The sequence below is a fragment of the Geofilum rhodophaeum genome, from assembly GCF_002210225.1.
GTDB lineage: Bacteria > Bacteroidota > Bacteroidia > Bacteroidales > Marinilabiliaceae > Geofilum > Geofilum rhodophaeum.
Genome location: NZ_MWUJ01000010.1, coordinates 22,802 through 39,072, shown reverse-complemented (window position 1 = coordinate 39,072; position 16,271 = coordinate 22,802). Strand labels below are relative to the sequence as shown.

General features: G+C 46.3%; 6 protein-coding genes. All 6 read right to left on the bottom strand.

What is annotated here, in order from left to right; genetic code table 11:
• Nucleotides 1-29: 29 nt before the first annotated feature.
• Nucleotides 30-2,039, bottom strand: a complete 2,010-nt coding sequence (locus tag B4W65_RS10450; protein WP_205741256.1) for a glycoside hydrolase family 127 protein — start codon at nt 2,037-2,039, stop codon at nt 30-32.
• A gap of 35 nt (nt 2,040-2,074) precedes the next feature.
• Complete coding sequence (locus B4W65_RS10445) at nt 2,075-3,694, bottom strand: RagB/SusD family nutrient uptake outer membrane protein (RefSeq protein ID WP_088655104.1); 1,620 nt, start codon at nt 3,692-3,694, stop codon at nt 2,075-2,077.
• 20 nt (nt 3,695-3,714) lie between these two features.
• Nucleotides 3,715-7,011: a SusC/RagA family TonB-linked outer membrane protein gene (locus B4W65_RS10440; protein ID WP_088655103.1), complete on the bottom strand. Its 3,297-nt coding sequence runs from the start codon at nt 7,009-7,011 to the stop codon at nt 3,715-3,717.
• 94 nt (nt 7,012-7,105) lie between these two features.
• Nucleotides 7,106-8,077: a FecR family protein gene (locus tag B4W65_RS10435; RefSeq protein ID WP_088655102.1), complete on the bottom strand. Its 972-nt coding sequence runs from the start codon at nt 8,075-8,077 to the stop codon at nt 7,106-7,108.
• A 184-nt stretch (nt 8,078-8,261) separates the two neighbouring features.
• Nucleotides 8,262-8,870 carry an RNA polymerase sigma-70 factor gene (locus B4W65_RS10430; RefSeq protein ID WP_240509544.1) on the bottom strand — a complete coding sequence of 203 codons (609 nt, stop codon included), beginning with the start codon at nt 8,868-8,870 and terminating at the stop codon, nt 8,262-8,264.
• A gap of 606 nt (nt 8,871-9,476) precedes the next feature.
• Nucleotides 9,477-16,157 carry an aminotransferase class I/II-fold pyridoxal phosphate-dependent enzyme gene (locus B4W65_RS10425; RefSeq protein ID WP_088655101.1) on the bottom strand — a complete coding sequence of 2,227 codons (6,681 nt, stop codon included), beginning with the start codon at nt 16,155-16,157 and terminating at the stop codon, nt 9,477-9,479.
• Nucleotides 16,158-16,271: the final 114 nt, after the last annotated feature.

The window sequence follows — 16,271 nt, the reverse complement described above, 5'->3', positions numbered from 1 at the left end:
TTAATCAGATCTGCGCATTGCCTAAAAGGTTATTTATCAATCCACACCTTCATTTTGGACAGCCCTCGGTTGTTCCAGGTATAATAAGGAATGGCAGTAAAGAGCTGCTCTTCACTTTCGCCTTTTGCATAAACCACCTTTGTGTCTTCCAGAACTCCTGAACCAGAAACCACTTCATAACGAGAACAATCTGCGGCACTTACAGTATCAAAATCTGAATTATCAACTCCCTCCACACAATAGACCAGGGGGCCACGCTCCAAGGCAATCTTCCCTTCATTTTCTGCCACCAAAGAATTGGTCACCACCTCTTTGACTTCCATAGCCATAGCAAATTGCATTTCATCTCCAGGCTCCCAAAGCCTATCAATAATGGCATAGCCGTCTCCCTCCGTATAAGCAAGCTCTTGTCCATTAAGCATCAGAGAAAACGGTGCTTTAGAGACAGCAGAAGCATACTGGTACAAATCGCCAGGCAAAGGGCTATTCCTTAACCAACCGGGGATTCGAACCATCACCTTAAATCGGGTAGCCGCTTTAGGACTAATCCCTATGAGAACTTCCCCTTCCCAGGGATAACGAGTTTTCTGTTGAACTTCAATGGCAGCATTCTTCAATACCACCTCCGTTTTACTTTCCACAAACAAGTTAATAAAAACAGCCTCATCTGAGGTCGCATAAACATAACCGGGCACCGATGGCATAAAACGGCAAAGATTTGTAGGACAACAAGAACAATCGAACCAGGGTTTCCGAGTCATGGCCCCCTGATTAAAAGGATAGGCCAAATCACAACTCAAGGGATTAGGGTAGAAAAATGTTTTGCCATCCATTCCCACGCCGGAAATAACTCCATTATAAAGACTTCGTTCCAAAACATCAATATACTTGGCGTGACCGTGCAAAAGAAACATACGGTAGTTCCAGTAAACATTGCCAATAGCAGCACAGGTTTCATTATATGCAGTAAGGTTGGGAAGCTCGTAATTGGCTCCGAAGGCCTCCCCATCGTGTCGGGATCCAATACCACCCGTAATATAAGTCTTTTTATGAACCACATTCTGCCACAACTCATCCACGGCCCTTTCATATGCCTTATCCTGAAACAGAACAGCCATATCGGTCATTCCGGCATACATATAAACTGCTCTTACGGCATGTCCTACGGCTTCAGACTGCTCCACAACAGGCAAATGATCCTGATTATAAGAACCCCAGAGTTCACGTAAGCGATGATCGCCACGCACATCTAAAAAGTGTTTTGCAAGATCCAAATAGGCTTCCTTTCGGGTAATGTTATAAAGCTTCACCAAACCAGTTTCAACAATCTGGTGACCAGGCACCTGAACATTCGCTCCATCTCCAAACACCCGAACCAGCAAATCCGCGTTTTTCAAGGCAATATCCAAGAAAGTTTTTTTACCGGTGGCCTGGTAATGTGCGGCTGCCGCTTCAAAAAGATGACCACTGTTATACAATTCGTGACTCCATGCCAAACCTTCCCAACGTTCCCCAGGAGGACACCATTCTGCCGGAGAATGGGTAGGATCAATGGTTTTCCATGTAGTCAAATAACCATCCTCCTCCTGCCCCAAAGCAATTATTTGAATCAAAGAGTCAACATATGCCTCCAGCAATGAATCAGGTGTCGTGGTCAAGGAGTAACTGGCCCCTTCAATAATCTTATAAACATCCGTATCATCAAAAGGCATGACCCCTCTCACCTGTCCTTCCATCTGTCCCCCTGCAATCAAAAAATTCTCCAACCGACCCTCCTCCTCACATTTTTGAAAAGAAACCGGAATGGTGACCGTTCGATTCAGCTCTATCTTTGGGTGCCAGAATTGGTCGCTAAGTTGAACTTTATTAAATGGTACACCTACAATTGCGTACTCTGGATTGGGCACGTCTGTTCCAGCGGAATGGCAGCCAGTTAACAAACTGCAAAGACACATCGAAATAAAGAAAAGAGCTTTTTTCATCATTTTTTTATTAAAGAAATAAAGAGGGCAAATCCCCAAAAAGCTGTCGTTTTGCAAGACAATCTTTTTGGGGAGCCCAGCTACGCTAATTATTAGTAACCGGGATTTTGAGTTAAATTGGAGTTGGTCTCCATGGCACTCAGAGGAATGGGAAACAAGGTGCGATAGTTTCCATTAGGTACGTGAGACAACCACGATTTGGAGCTAAACACACCAAACCTAATTAAATCCTGCCGGCGACGCCCCTCTTGATCGAACTCCCAACCAAGCTCATCTAAAAATCGCCCAAACTCCACATCGGAACCACCCTCAAAGGTCTGAGCATTACTGTCTCTTAATCCATAATCATAAACACTGCCTTCCAATAATTCAGCACCGGTCACTACCGCCTTTTCCGAATCAGCTAAAAAAGCCCTTTCCCGAATACTTGTTACAATTTCCGCAGCGTTGTCTTCATTGCCGGTCCTTAATAAACACTCGGCCTTCATCATCAGAACATCGGCATACCGAAACAACGGAAAATCATTGTTCAGAATATTCGATGCACCCATGGCTATCTCAAATTTACCAAATCGATAACCATGAATTTCTTCAGTGAAATCAATACTAGGCACTTCATTAACATACGCCAGGGGTTTACCAGCGAGCCCACCCATTGTACAATACAAGACTTCGCCAGTTGCCGCAAACTGCTGCCCATAGATATAATTATTGCTCAACCTTTTGTCTTCAGGATCAAAAGTATTTATAAACTGAGGAACAGCACACATTCCTCCCCACGGAGTGTGGGTCATATTATAGGAAGCCTGGTTCGATGGCTGAAGCGTTTGCATGTGAACATCAAAAGCGTTCCAGTCGGTAGTATAATTCTCATCAATCGAAATACCATAAACTATCTCCTTAGAATTCTGGTTTTCAGTTATAAAAACACTCTTTTGATCGGCCTCTAAGGCAAATCTCTCAGAAACAATAATGGAATCACATTGCGCTAAGCAAGCTTCCCATTGAGCAAAACCGGAAAAGACCTCTGCATTTAGATACATCTTTGCCAAAAGAGTTCTTGCCGCCCATTTGTTAAATCGGCCATAAGTATTCGCATCGTTATCCTCGGTTAAAAACGGAATGCTTTCTTCCAGTTCTTGCACAACAAAATCGTAAACTTCTTTCCGGGAACTCTGTTCAGGTAGAAATCCATCAGGAACATCAAAATCTGTAACAATGGGTACGTTTCCGTACACATCACAAAGCACATAGTAATAACTTGCCCGAAGCGCACGCAATTCGGCAAGTGCAGGAGCGACCTCCTCCTCATCCAAAAGACTCTCTAACTGATACATCACACGATTACAGTTATTTATCCCTGCATAGCATCTGTACCAGGTCTCATTAACAATGGGGTCGCTGGGCAACCAGGTGTGCATAAAAATTCTTTTATGTACCCCTCCATCAACCCAGCCATTTGGACGGGCCGGAATAACAACTCCATCAGCACTTACTTCCTGAACTCTCCAATAACCATCCCACAGCAACAGGACCTTTCGCCAGTCGCCGTAAGCAGCTCTGGTAATACGCGGCAAGTCCGACTCAGAGGGAGTGAATTCATCTGCAATAAACTCACTAAAGTTCTCGTTTTCAAGCTCGGTACATGATGAAAATGTTAAAGACAAAACCATCAGAACCAATAGACTATTTAAAATATAATTGCTTTTCATAACTTCTTAAACTTTTCCAATTAGAAACCAACATTAACTCCAAAGGTAAAAGTTCGCGCAGTAGGGTATTTGTCCCTATTGTCGTTTCCGGGCGCGAGACCATTAAAACTCACTTCCGGGTCAATCCCCTTGTAAGCAGTCAACGTAAAGCTGTTTAAAGACGAAACATATACCCGGAGAGATTTAATGGACCCTACACTTACCGGCACGTTGTAACCTAAAGTGATGTTATCAATCTTCCAAAAATCACCATCCTCAATGTAGTAGCTGTTGTACTCCAAATCAACCTCCTGGCTCAAAACAGCTTTGTCAAACACTTTATCATAAGCAGATCGCAAGCGGTTGTATTGAACTGTTTTGGTATTTTCAAGATACATTCTTTCAAAATTAAGTATCTGAAAATCAAACGCCCCTCGCATAGTCACACTTAGGTCAAAATTGCGATATTTGAAGAAATGATTCCAGGAAGCATAGTAGTTTGGCAAACCATTACCCAAAACCTGTTTGTTTTCCTCAGAACGCTCAAACCCTGAATAGTTTACAAGGTTGCCTTCTGCATCCTTGTATACCCACTTGCCTTCATCGTCAACATCCACTACCTTGAATCCATAAAAGTTGCCTACCGGTCCACCGATATCTACACGGTGCGTGTACGTTTGAATGGGTTCCCCGGTATTTCCTGTTGTAAAATACTCTTTTTCCGACTGGTAAAGCTCATTACTTAGACTTTTCAGTATATTGCTGTTGGTTGAGAAGCCCAGGGTAGTCCGCCACTCAAAATCATCAGTTGTGATCGGAATAAAATTCAACAAAGCCTCAAATCCCTCATTGGACATAACACCCACATTGGCAGTGGTTGTTCCCACCATGTTGGGAGGAACAGGTACAGCATAATTCCATAAAAGCCCGTCTATTTCCCGAAAATAATAATCGGCACTTCCTGAAATGCGGCCATCAAACAAAGCAAAGTCAAGACCCAAATTGGTTTCTTTCTTTTCTTCCCATCTCAAATAGGGATTCTCATTTCGGGTGGGGCCTATGGTCTGTACCCATTTTCCATTGATGTTTACCTGTCCGGTATAACCCATAGTAGAAACCCCCAGAAAAGATGCAGAGGGCTGCGTCCCTGTCACGCCATAACCTGCGCGAAGCTTAAGATCATTTACAAAATCCAATCCAGCCATAAACGGTTCGTTAGAAATACGCCAACCTACAGAAGCAGATGGAAAAAGGCCCCAGGGATCCTTGGTTCCCCATAATTGACTGGCAGCTTCGTACCGCAAGCTCCCCATAAACAAATACTTATTATCAAAACTATAAGTTGTCCGTCCAAAAAAACCTATAAGATTGGTTTTGCTCCTGCCGCTACCAATACCGGAGGAAGTTCCCTGTTCTTCAATACCCTGTCCCAACTCAATATTATTATATCCAAAAGCATCCGTTGGAAATTCCTGATTGGTCATAAAAAAATCACGCCAATCATTATCTGAATAACTGTAACCACCCAGTACTGAAAAATGGTGACGAATCATGGTTTTTTGATATTCACCTGTGAGTTCCGCTAAGCGATCAATAGATTCAACTGCCCCATTGGAGGCATAACCATTAAGCCCGCTCCTCTTGGTAGAGATGTGACTGCGTGTTTCGTAATACCCTCTGGTTTGGTTGTATTTAGAATAACTCAACAAGGCCTTAAGCTTCAACCCTTCAAAAGGATTTAGAACAATATTCCCGTTGATCCGGGACCACTGATCCTTGTTTTCACCATCCGCTTCTTTTATTCGGGCCACCGGATTGTCATAATTAAACGCCCCAGTATTCTCATACCAATCTCCATCTGCAGTTCTGATCGGTGCAGTGGGATTATAAATAACTGCCTGACGGTAGGTATAACCATTAAACCCAAAACCGTCGCCAGTAGTTCCATAATTTATATTTCTGGAAATCAGTCCAAGATTCACCTGAATTAAACCATCAAACAAACTATGATTGACATCCGTCCGGGCTGTAAAAGTTTCCTTATTGGACTTCTCAAAAATTCCTTCTGTACTGTTATAGGTAACCGAGGCCAGATAATTGGTTTTGGAATCACCGCCTCTAAAAGTAAGATTATGAACATGACTCAGAGGCGTTCTTGTTATTTCATCCAGCCAATTGGTGTCTGCACCCAGGTCATCGCTCGCCAGGCGAACCCCTTCCGATATCTGTCTGCGATAATCAGCGGCAGTCAAAACATCCAGCTTATTAACTATTTGTTGCGAACTCACATAACCAGAATACTCCAGGGTTGCGTCAAAACTCCCACTGGCACGTTTAGTGGTTATAAGAATCACGCCATTTGTTCCTCTGGTGCCATAAATGGCAGCTGCCGACCCATCTTTTAACACATCAATGGACTCAATATCCACTGGTGCAACTGAATTAAAATCACCCGGAACCCCATCGATCAAAATCAATGGAGCCGTACTGGTCCCATAAAGGGTGGTGTTCCCACGCAGGCGAATTTCCGAATTAGCAGTGGGATCTCCATTTGAAGTAGTAATGGTAAGGCCGGCAACTTTGCCCTGGATCAATTGCCCCACATCTTTCACCCCTCCTTTTACAAAATCATCGGCCTTAACGGTAGCAACCGAACTGGTAACATCTGCCTTACGCATGCTCCCGTAACCAATGGCAACCACCTCGTCCAGTCCGATGACAGCTATCGTTAGGGAAACATTAACGACCTCCGAAACTACGGTAACCTCTTTGGTCTCCATACCAATAAATGAAAAGACCAGCACCGAGTTTAAAGAGACCTGATCCAACTTATAGCGCCCATTTACATCAGTAATCACGCCATTTGTCGATCCTTTTACCACTACGGTGATTCCAGGAAGAGGATCTCCCAACTCATCCGTCACAACTCCGCGCACTGTGATTTGGTTTTGTTGAAATTCGGATTCGTCGCTGGTGCGCCGGGTAACTACAACATTTTCACCCACAATCTCAAAAGCATAAATCGCATTATCGAGCACCCTCTGCAAAACTGCTTCGACAGGCACATCAGTCAAGGAGAACGTAAACCGCTGATCGAGATCCAATTGGTCGCTCTTAAAAAAGAAACCATAACCACTGGCTTCCTCAACTTTCCGAAAAACCTCCAAAATGGTTGCGTTTTCCACCTTGAGGGTTACTGCTTTGTTTTCTAAATTATTCCCCAAAACTATACCATGGGAACCAATTAGCAATGCGACAACAAAAGCAAACCTAAGAATCCTCAGACCAGTACTTCCATTAGGCCGAAACCGACTAAATAACATCCATTTTTTTTTCATAAATTTGTATTGAATTAAGTTAGACTTACGAAACTGTTGGCGCAGTTTCGTTTGATTTTTTTTACAGGCACTCCGTTGGCGCGGGGTGCCTGTATTATTTTAAAACGACCAACAAGCTGCCATCCTCCTGCTGTTGCATAGAATAATCAATTTCTGCGGAAAGCTTCAGCACGCTTAAAATGTGCTCCAGGCTGGTCCTGCGTTTAATCACCCCAAAAAACTCATCCTCCTTGATGGACTCGTTCTCGAAGACAAACCTGACATCATACCAGTTCTCCAACTCCCTGACAATATTTTCCATCTTTTCATTCATAAAAATGAATTTCCCATCTTTCCAGGCAGTAATCAAACCCTTATCTGCACTCTTCTCCTTAAAAGACTGATTATTCATATCAAAGCAAAACATCCGACCGGGTTGCAAACCCGGATAAAGACGCTTTATGCCTTCCTTGAATTCAACAAGGCCATCAAACAAGGCCACCTCAACATACCCTGCCTGCTCATCATAAGCGACGTTAAACTGTGTCCCAAGGTCATGAATGGCATAATCGCCAACTTTCACAATAAACTCACGTGTGGAATCATGAATCACATCAAAGTAGGCTTCGCCGGTCAGGTTTACCACTACTTTTGAACTTCGATACCTTTTCATTTCTATTCGCGATTCTGAATTCAACCAAACACTGCTGCCATCCCCGAGTTCAATGTTCGAAACATTCCCCTTGGGAGCCACCAGAACCAGAGTTTCTATCGATCTGTTTCCCAGTGCAAAAAAAATGGCCCCGGACACCAAGACCACTGCCATAACGGCGGCTGCAGCCTGGTAATAACTGAACTTTTTTCTTATGGCCCCAGCCAAGCTGCGCTTTCTCCAAAAGGAATCAAAAGCCCTACGTTTCTCCCCCAAATTATGAAGCTTAAACCCCATTTGATTTATAACCCATAAACGTTCAAATTCGGCATAGCCCTTCCTTACTTCAGGATCGTCCTGAAGCGATTTGAAAAAAGCAGCTCGTTCCTCACCCCGGATTCGGCCTTTAAGTATGTTCAAAAATTGTTCTTCCACAAATTCTCGTTTTAATATTAAACAAGCTCAGATACAAATACCCTATTAAAAAAATGATATTTTTTCACTTTGCTGCACATTTTTATACACAACACTGGCCAACAACCATATGGCCGGCCCTACAACAAAACAGGCCAAAGCCAGAAAATAAGGACGCAAGTAAACAAGGATTGTTAAAAGAAAATCAATAGGGAACCAGCCAAAGCAAATGAATAAGCGGAAAATAATCTTTAAGATCTCCCCTGAGCAACTTAAGACCTTTTGAGATCCTGGCTTCTACAGTTTTGGGACTAATTCCAAGTTGCTTTGAAATTTGAGAATAGGTTAACCCGTCAAACCTATGCAAGATAAAAGTCTTCTTTACATCAGGGGGCAATTGTTCAATCGCAGCCTCAAGCCGAAGCATAAGCTCTTCTATATCGGAAAATTGATCTGGAAAATCATTTAAAGACTCCTGCGCATAAAGCAACTCAGGCAACAGATACTCCTTCGTATTTCTGGCTATAACTTCTTGTTGTTTTAAAAAATTGAGGCAACGATTTTTCGTGAGTGTATACAGGAAGTTAGATATATTAGATTGATGCTGAAGACTTTCACGAACTTCCCAAAGCTTTAGAAAAGAATCCTGAACCAATTCCCGCGAAACTTCATGATCTCGAACATAACTGTTCGCCAAATGAAACAGCATATCAAACAAATCCAAATACACCACCTCAAACGCCTTCCGATCCCCTCTAATCAGACCTGGCACGTCAAACTGCCGAATGCCAATCGTTTTCTTGCAATGCATCATAAAGTCCACTCTCTTAACAGCCACACAACCAATATGCAGTCTGCGGGGTACATTTAAACGCAGCTTGTAGGAGCCTTCAATGCGTATAACTTTGCAAATATAAACAAAAATATGTTACAATTCGATTCGTAATGCCGCACAACTGCCTTCAGAAAGCAGCTCAACTGAGCCTACTCGTCCCAGCGAAGCAGTAATATATTAAGCCTCGGCATTTTTTCGTAAAGAAGGGGAATAAGTACAGCGTAAAATTTCTTGCTTCCCTCTGGAAGGGAAGTGGTGCAAGATTGCGACCTACAGAAAACAACTCGTCCAAGCGAAGATGTATCCCATCAAGCCCAGCTCTGGAGGGGAAGTAGTGTAGAACAACTGCCTTCAGAAAATTTCGTCAAAGCGCAGATGCAGTAATTCAAGCCTCTGAATGTTTCCGTAAGAGAACAAAGTCACGCAGCGTAACAAGCACGGCTGTTTGAGCCACAGGCGAGTTCCGTGCTTGTAGCAAAGTGACTGCAGTGAATAGGAAACAGGCAGTAGCGCAGAATTACTGCATCAAGCGTAACTGAATAGAAATTTTCTGTCAGCAGCAACTCTACACCACGACCACCATAATTATTTACTGCCCTTCTTCCCCTCCCCTTTCTTCGGTTCCGTTTTCTTCGTCGCCACCTTCACACGCCGACCCAGCTCCTTCAACACCGCCGATTTCGCCGCCGCAATCGTTTCCCGGTTCACCTGCTCCGTAATCCGGCCCTTGGTTAAGTCGTCAAACTCAATGTAACCATCCATCAGCAGCAACTGCGTAATCATATTGTTCACCTTCGTTTCCTCAGAGTAGCCCTCCGCCACATACAAGCGCTCGGCCCCCACCAAAAACTCCTCAGCAAACTCAGGGTAGTTGGGCAGACTCATCAACTCCTCGTAAGTCTCCCCAAAACTGGTCAGCTCAATATTCAAATTCGGCGTCACCAACAAAGGATGGAAAGGCTCCGAAGGATGCTTCGGCTGAAAACGGTTGACCCCGCTCAAATCGATGGCCTTCTCCGGATCGTCCATACGCACAAACTGCGCCTTCATCGTTTTATCCAACTGATACAGGTAGAAATTGTAACGCATGATTTCGCGACTGTTGCCCCCCTTATCGAACACATGCGAATACTTTTCACGCACAATGGCATTCACCTCATTGCGGGCCGCATTGATTTCTCCGTTGCCCGCACGCATCTCCTGAATCATGTTGATGAGACCAACAGCAGCCTTGGGGGGACCGGACAACTCCTTGCCCTTCTTGCCGATTTCGGTGGACATGATGCCGCACTGGATTTTCTTGCCGGCACCCAGGCCGTCCACACCACCCTTCAAGACTTCCACCATCAGGTAGCGGTTCTCGATTTCGCCCTCCTGGGCAATGAAGGGCTGGCCACCCGGGGTACTGGCCAGACCGTCGAACATCTGTATAAAGATGTCGCGCGACAAGGGCAGGACAATGCGCTCCTCCCCGGCCTCGGCCTCGGCCATAAAGCGGTTCTTTACCAAATCGAACTGCACCGAATCAATGGCAAACACCTGTCCTTTGTGACTGAAGCGCTTGCCACAGAAGATCTGATTCACCACCTTCTCGATATCGATTTTGTCCATCATTTTGTACGAGGAGCACAGGTAGAACTTCTTCTCAGACGGCACAAAATCCCAGTCGAGCAAATCGTCCAGATAATTGCCGTGCTGCGCCAGCACCTCCACAATGTTTTTATCGCCGGTAACGCGATTCAGCGAACGCTGGAAGTTGGGGCCATCCTGACTGGTGGCCTTCTCCATCCTCTCGCCGTGCGAGTCGATGTACAACAAATAATTCTCCGGATTATTCACCCGGGTAATGCCGCCCTCCTCCTTCGAGTAATTGCTGGCGGTAAGCATAATATCGATCTTATAAGGCAAATGAATCTCACAGAAGCCCGTAATGGTACTGCGCGAGTTCAGATCGTCCACATTGCTGTCGGCGCTCGTCTCGAACAAATACTTATAGTACTTAATAAAGTCCGGATCAAAGTCGGTCACCCGTGAGAAGTCGCCCTCCTCGGTACCAAAGCCATAAATATTGCCCGCCTTATCGCGGAACACATGGAACATATCGCCCGCGATCAGCTTCACCGAACGCACACCCGGCAAGTCCCTACGCAACCAACGCAACACCAGCGCCGCAATCATTTCAGATTTACCGGCCCCGCTGTCGCCATCCACCTCTATGGTGAAGATGGAACCATCTTCCATTTCGATGGAAAAGAGCGAGCCGTGCTTAGGCACGCCACCCATCTCCTTCACCTTCTCATTGAGCATGGTCAGCCAGGGCTTCTTCACATTTCCAAAGTAATCGCCCTCCTTACGCAAGGGCGTAACGATGCTCTTGATGCTGCCGTTGGGCCCCTTCAAGTCGAAGAATCCCACCTGGGGGAAGGAAATCACCTTTTCGGGTGCGCCCAAAAGCAGGAAGACATCGGGCACAAAGTTTTGGGCGTCTTTCAGACTCACATCGTTGTATTGCACCAAACGGAAGAAGTCGGTCAGGTACTTGATGTAACCTTTTTGGAAGACAATCAACTGCTTCACCACCCCGTGCTGCATAATTTTACAGCGGTAATCGTCCGGATCCAGGTTGGCCACAAAGCGGGCCAGGCGCCGTTCAAAGAACTTCGACGAAGGCTTAATGCTTAAAGTCTTGATGTAATCGTTCTTAGAAGCCCCGCGGTTCATGTCCAGCAGGTACATCGGCTCGTTTTCATCGCGATCGACCCGATAAAAGGGGAACTCCCGTTTCTTGGCATCCGTGGCTATTCGCGTGTGCAACTGTACCGGCTGCTCTACCGAAATTACGCCGCACTTCATCATCAAATCGTTGATCCACGACAAGGCGCCACTGTTGTAATCCTTCAGCGTCTTGTTTTTCATATCGAAATTACGGTACAGGGTAATTCCGTGCTGAATCATCTCATTCTTATTGCTGTTCTGCCTGCGGAACTGCGTATCCACCACCCGAATGAGGGTGTGCAAATAACGGTAGTAATAGTCGGTCCCCTTAGTCAGGTTTTGTATGTGCACAATAAAGCTGACCACCCTATGCGTAACATCATCCAGGAGCTGTTCCCCTACTTTGATGTCCTTCTTACGGAAGATGTAATTCATGATGTCGTTCACCTCCCTCGGCAGGATGTCGGTCAACAAATTCTCCGTAATGATTTTCAAATCGGCATCGTCGGTCGCCGCAATACGCTCCTGCAAAAACGACAACTTTTCGATGACCTGCTTGTAAAAGGAATCGTCGTTGCGCAACAAAAAGACGTTGAGTATGCGTTCGGGGGTAGAGAGACTGCTGTCGAGCACCCTTTGCTTCACCACGTTGACGATGAAACCAAAGCCGCGCGACGACAAACCAAGGCGACTGAAATCGGCATGGTGTCGCAAACCTTCCAGAAACTGATTCAGGTATTTCTCCAGATCCAGTCCGTCCACCTTCAAGCCGGTTACCTCCTCATAATGGGCACAGGCGGTCTCAATAATCTCCTTGCGATTGGGCTCAATGGTCGGCTGCTCAAAGGGCAGGTTAAAGTGCAGCAGAATTTCCTGAATGTGCTTTTTCAGTATGACATTCACCCCTTCCAAACGCGCCACATCGCGATGCGAGTCGCCACTGGCTTCGAGGGTTAGAATTTTCATCTTGGCATCGGAGAACAGAATGCGCTCCATTTCAATGAGGATTTCGCGCATGATGTTGCGCTCTTCCGGATCGTCGAGCACGTAATTGTTCGGATGGAAAGTCTTCTTGTTATGAATGTACTTCAATATGGTGGCCTTACTGAAACGCGAAGCCACAATGTTGAAATTAAGGTTTTTAATCTGAGGGATTTTGCGGTAAATCTGCGGCAGCAGATTTTCGTAAATTTTGGTAAAGGCGGTGCTGCGAATGAACTCTTCCACATCCCTGCAGTTGCCCACATCGCCCTGAAACTCAATAACCGAATTGCTGGAATCGCCAATGGTGGTAATGGCTACCCCGCTGAGCTGGGGCGAAGCGTGGTAGAGCGACCTGTTGTCGTTGATCTTTAAGGATTTGTTCGACTGCTTCTTCAAATCCCGAATGGCTTTAAAATCCTCCAGCACGGCATCCATCCAGGCATTCTGCCTGAGCGCCGGAAAAACCTCTTTGATCAAGACCTCGCTGTCGCCCCCATTTCCGGCCGAGCGTACCACGGTCCGGAATTGCTTCCAATACCCCAGGAAGAGGGTCAGTGCCGTGCGGATCTCCTTCTCAAAAATCTCGTAACTGCGGGCGCTGCCGTCGAGATAGCCCCCCAGAGAAAAACGAACTACGCCGGTTTTGTAGGGCAGCGCACAAAGGCCGCGCTGTTCACCCAGGGCCTTGCAGAAAATCTCCAGATCGTTGTAGGAGCCAAAATCATGGAAGAGCAGGTTGAAAAGGTAGGAGCCGTCCGACTCAATAACGTCCACATCGGTAGTCTCCGTAGCCTCCAGCACTTCTGCAGCCACCCTTTTGGCCATAGAAAGTCGTCGGTTCGATTCGGTACGGAAGTTTTTGTTTACCCTAAAAGTGTTCAGTCCCTTCACCAATTGCTCAAAATAATAAACGAAGAAGGGCACCTCGCGGTACTTAAAGTCATCGGGCAAATTCAAAATGTCGAGTTTGGACAGACTCACCAGCTCTTCGAGCAGGAAGAGGTGGAGGGGACTGCCCTCAAACATACTTACCGGCGTCTCGGCACCGGTCTTACCTCCCGGCATGGCTTTGGTTTGTTCCACCAAAAAGTTTTCGATCACCCGCTGAATTTTACTGCGACTGGCATTCTTGGGCAATTCCACCTCCAGCTTATCCTTAATGGCTTTGGCCCGAATGGCCACGCCCAACACCTCGTTCAAAAAGTACAGGGAGGTGCTGTTGCCGCGTACCGCAGTATTGCGGGCATCGGCGTACTCCACCACAGCATTCATAGCCGGTGTGGCCACTATGGCCCCGAGCCGATCGCCCGAGCCGGCCAGATTCTTGGTGGTGGACAAAGACGATACCACCCGAATCTTGGACAGGAGGTTCTCGTTGTTGAATACATAACGCGAGATGGATCGCCACTTGGGCAGCAGCTCGTCGTCAATTTTTACACTGTCGGTATAGGCCTCATCCAACAGCAGGGTTATCCGGCTGTTGTTTACAAACTTCAGGAATTCAATCAGGTTCTCGCGGTTGAAATCGGAGTAGCCCGTAGGATTCGAGGGATCGTTGATGATGATGGTAAGGTTCTCGCAAAAACGATCCCACAAGTTGCCACTGCTGTCGAAAAGCTGCAGGGTATTTTTAATGCGGGCCAGCTTGCGATGAATGCGCTCGTAATCGATGCGCTGATCGTCGAGGTTCTCAATTTCTATGTCGAAGGGGTTGATGTTGAAACGCTCCTCCGAAAACAAATCGGTGTACTCCCAGGCCAAGACCTTATTGTACACGATGTAGGGCTTGGGTTGGGCATCCTTATTAAACAGGATGTCGCGAATGATCATCTGCACATCGTCGGCGATGGAGGTCTTGTCGAGGTTCCCTAAATCGCTGATGAAACCACGGATGATCTTTTGCTCCTCCTCCGACTTGTGCTCATAATCCTTATACACCCCCAGGTCGATCAACACATTGCGAAAGCGTCCCTTGTTGTCGGCCTCATTATCGACCTTGGTGATGAACTTTTGGTAACGCTCCAAAAACAGATTGATGCCGAAGTTCTTGTGAAAGTGGTTGTGCAGCGTACGCTTGTAGTTGTCGGGAATAAAATCGAGAATCACTCTGCAGCGCTTAACGGCAGCGGGATCCAGCGCCTTAATTTCTCTTTGCAGCAGGTAATCGCCATAGGTACGGATTTGATTGCGCCCTCCCCCTTCCAGGATGGTGGCTATGCGGACCGCCGGAGTATTGCTGTAGAAGTACTTGCGGATTTTGGCCTCAAAATCCGCAATCAGCGCGGTGTTTTGCGCCTTTCGCTTTTTATCGTCAACCGTATTCTGAATAAACTGGATGAAATCTCGCAGGCGAGCCAAAGAGTAGCGGTCTACCAATATCTGGCGGGTAAAGCCGTCGAATTTATACAGATTGATGCTTTTCACCAGGTCCGAAGCGTCGCCCAGCTGCTCCTGCTTCAGGTCCTGCAACTCCTGATTGTACTCCTCAATCTTAGCGTCGACCAAATCCTTAAATTCAACCAAATTGGAGCGGTTCACATTCTCCAGAATCAAACGCAGGTTCAACTGGGTATTGGCAGGTGCACCCAGCTTTTTGGTGTGCACCTTGTTGAGGGTATTGATGATGCCGTTGTGAAAACTAAAAACCAGCGAAGTGTTGGATGCCACCGATTCGGGCGAATCGTCAATAACCACAATGCGGGAGATGTAAGGAAACCAGCGCGAGCCCGAAAACATATTCTTACGCATGTGCTTCACCTTCACCACAAAAACACTGGAGGTATCGGCTTGCATTTGGGCAAACAGTTCGTCGCCCTTCACATTCTCCACCACCTTTACGCAATCCCTGCCGAGCACCTCTCCGCGCAGCAACTCCACCGCCATATCCGAATTGCCCGACACCACGGTGCGGATAAAGCCGTTGAGTCCCTTAAAGTTGACCGCCCACTCGGTCCGGTGCAAAAAGTTGCTTTTCTCGGCCTTGGTGGTGTAATGGGTGCTCTGGTTGATCATTTGATCGAGGGTATCCATCAGGTAATTCCAGTGGGCCTCATCAATATCGCCAATCACGCCTATTACATCCCTAAAGCGCCGCAATTCCCGGGCAGGATTACCTATTATAACCTTGGCCAGATAATCAATGGTCGCCTCGGTAACCGGCGGAGTGCCTACCGACAAATCGTGCCCGGCAAGTATGTTTTCAATCCAGGCCTTCTTTTCCTTGCCCACCACATCGTTATCGGCAAAATAACCCAGTTTTTGATTGAATTTCTGTTTAAGTGAAGTGTATAAAAATGCCTTGGAATCCTCGTGCGGGTAAAGCATTAACGCCACATCGGAGTATCCCGGAAGTTCTTCCTGAAATTTCAAGAGGTATTTCTGAATTTCGGCCTGTTGGCGGGCAGGGTCTATAGGCTCTTCGTAACACAGTCGCACAAACGCCTGAAGGTTATCGAAAACGTAATTGGGCAAAAAAACCTCGGCCCTTTCGCCCAGCGACCGGTACAGGTCGATGTACTCACGTGCCTCTTTCCGCAAAAAAGCCTTTGGAAGTCCCTCAATTTGCATGATGGTGTCGGATTTAAAGTTTAAAACAAGCTCAAATAAACCAATTTTTTATTACAAATTAACAGTTTTTGTTGGAATATTTCGAGTAAAGCGTCAGCGGAAAATCCGCCACAC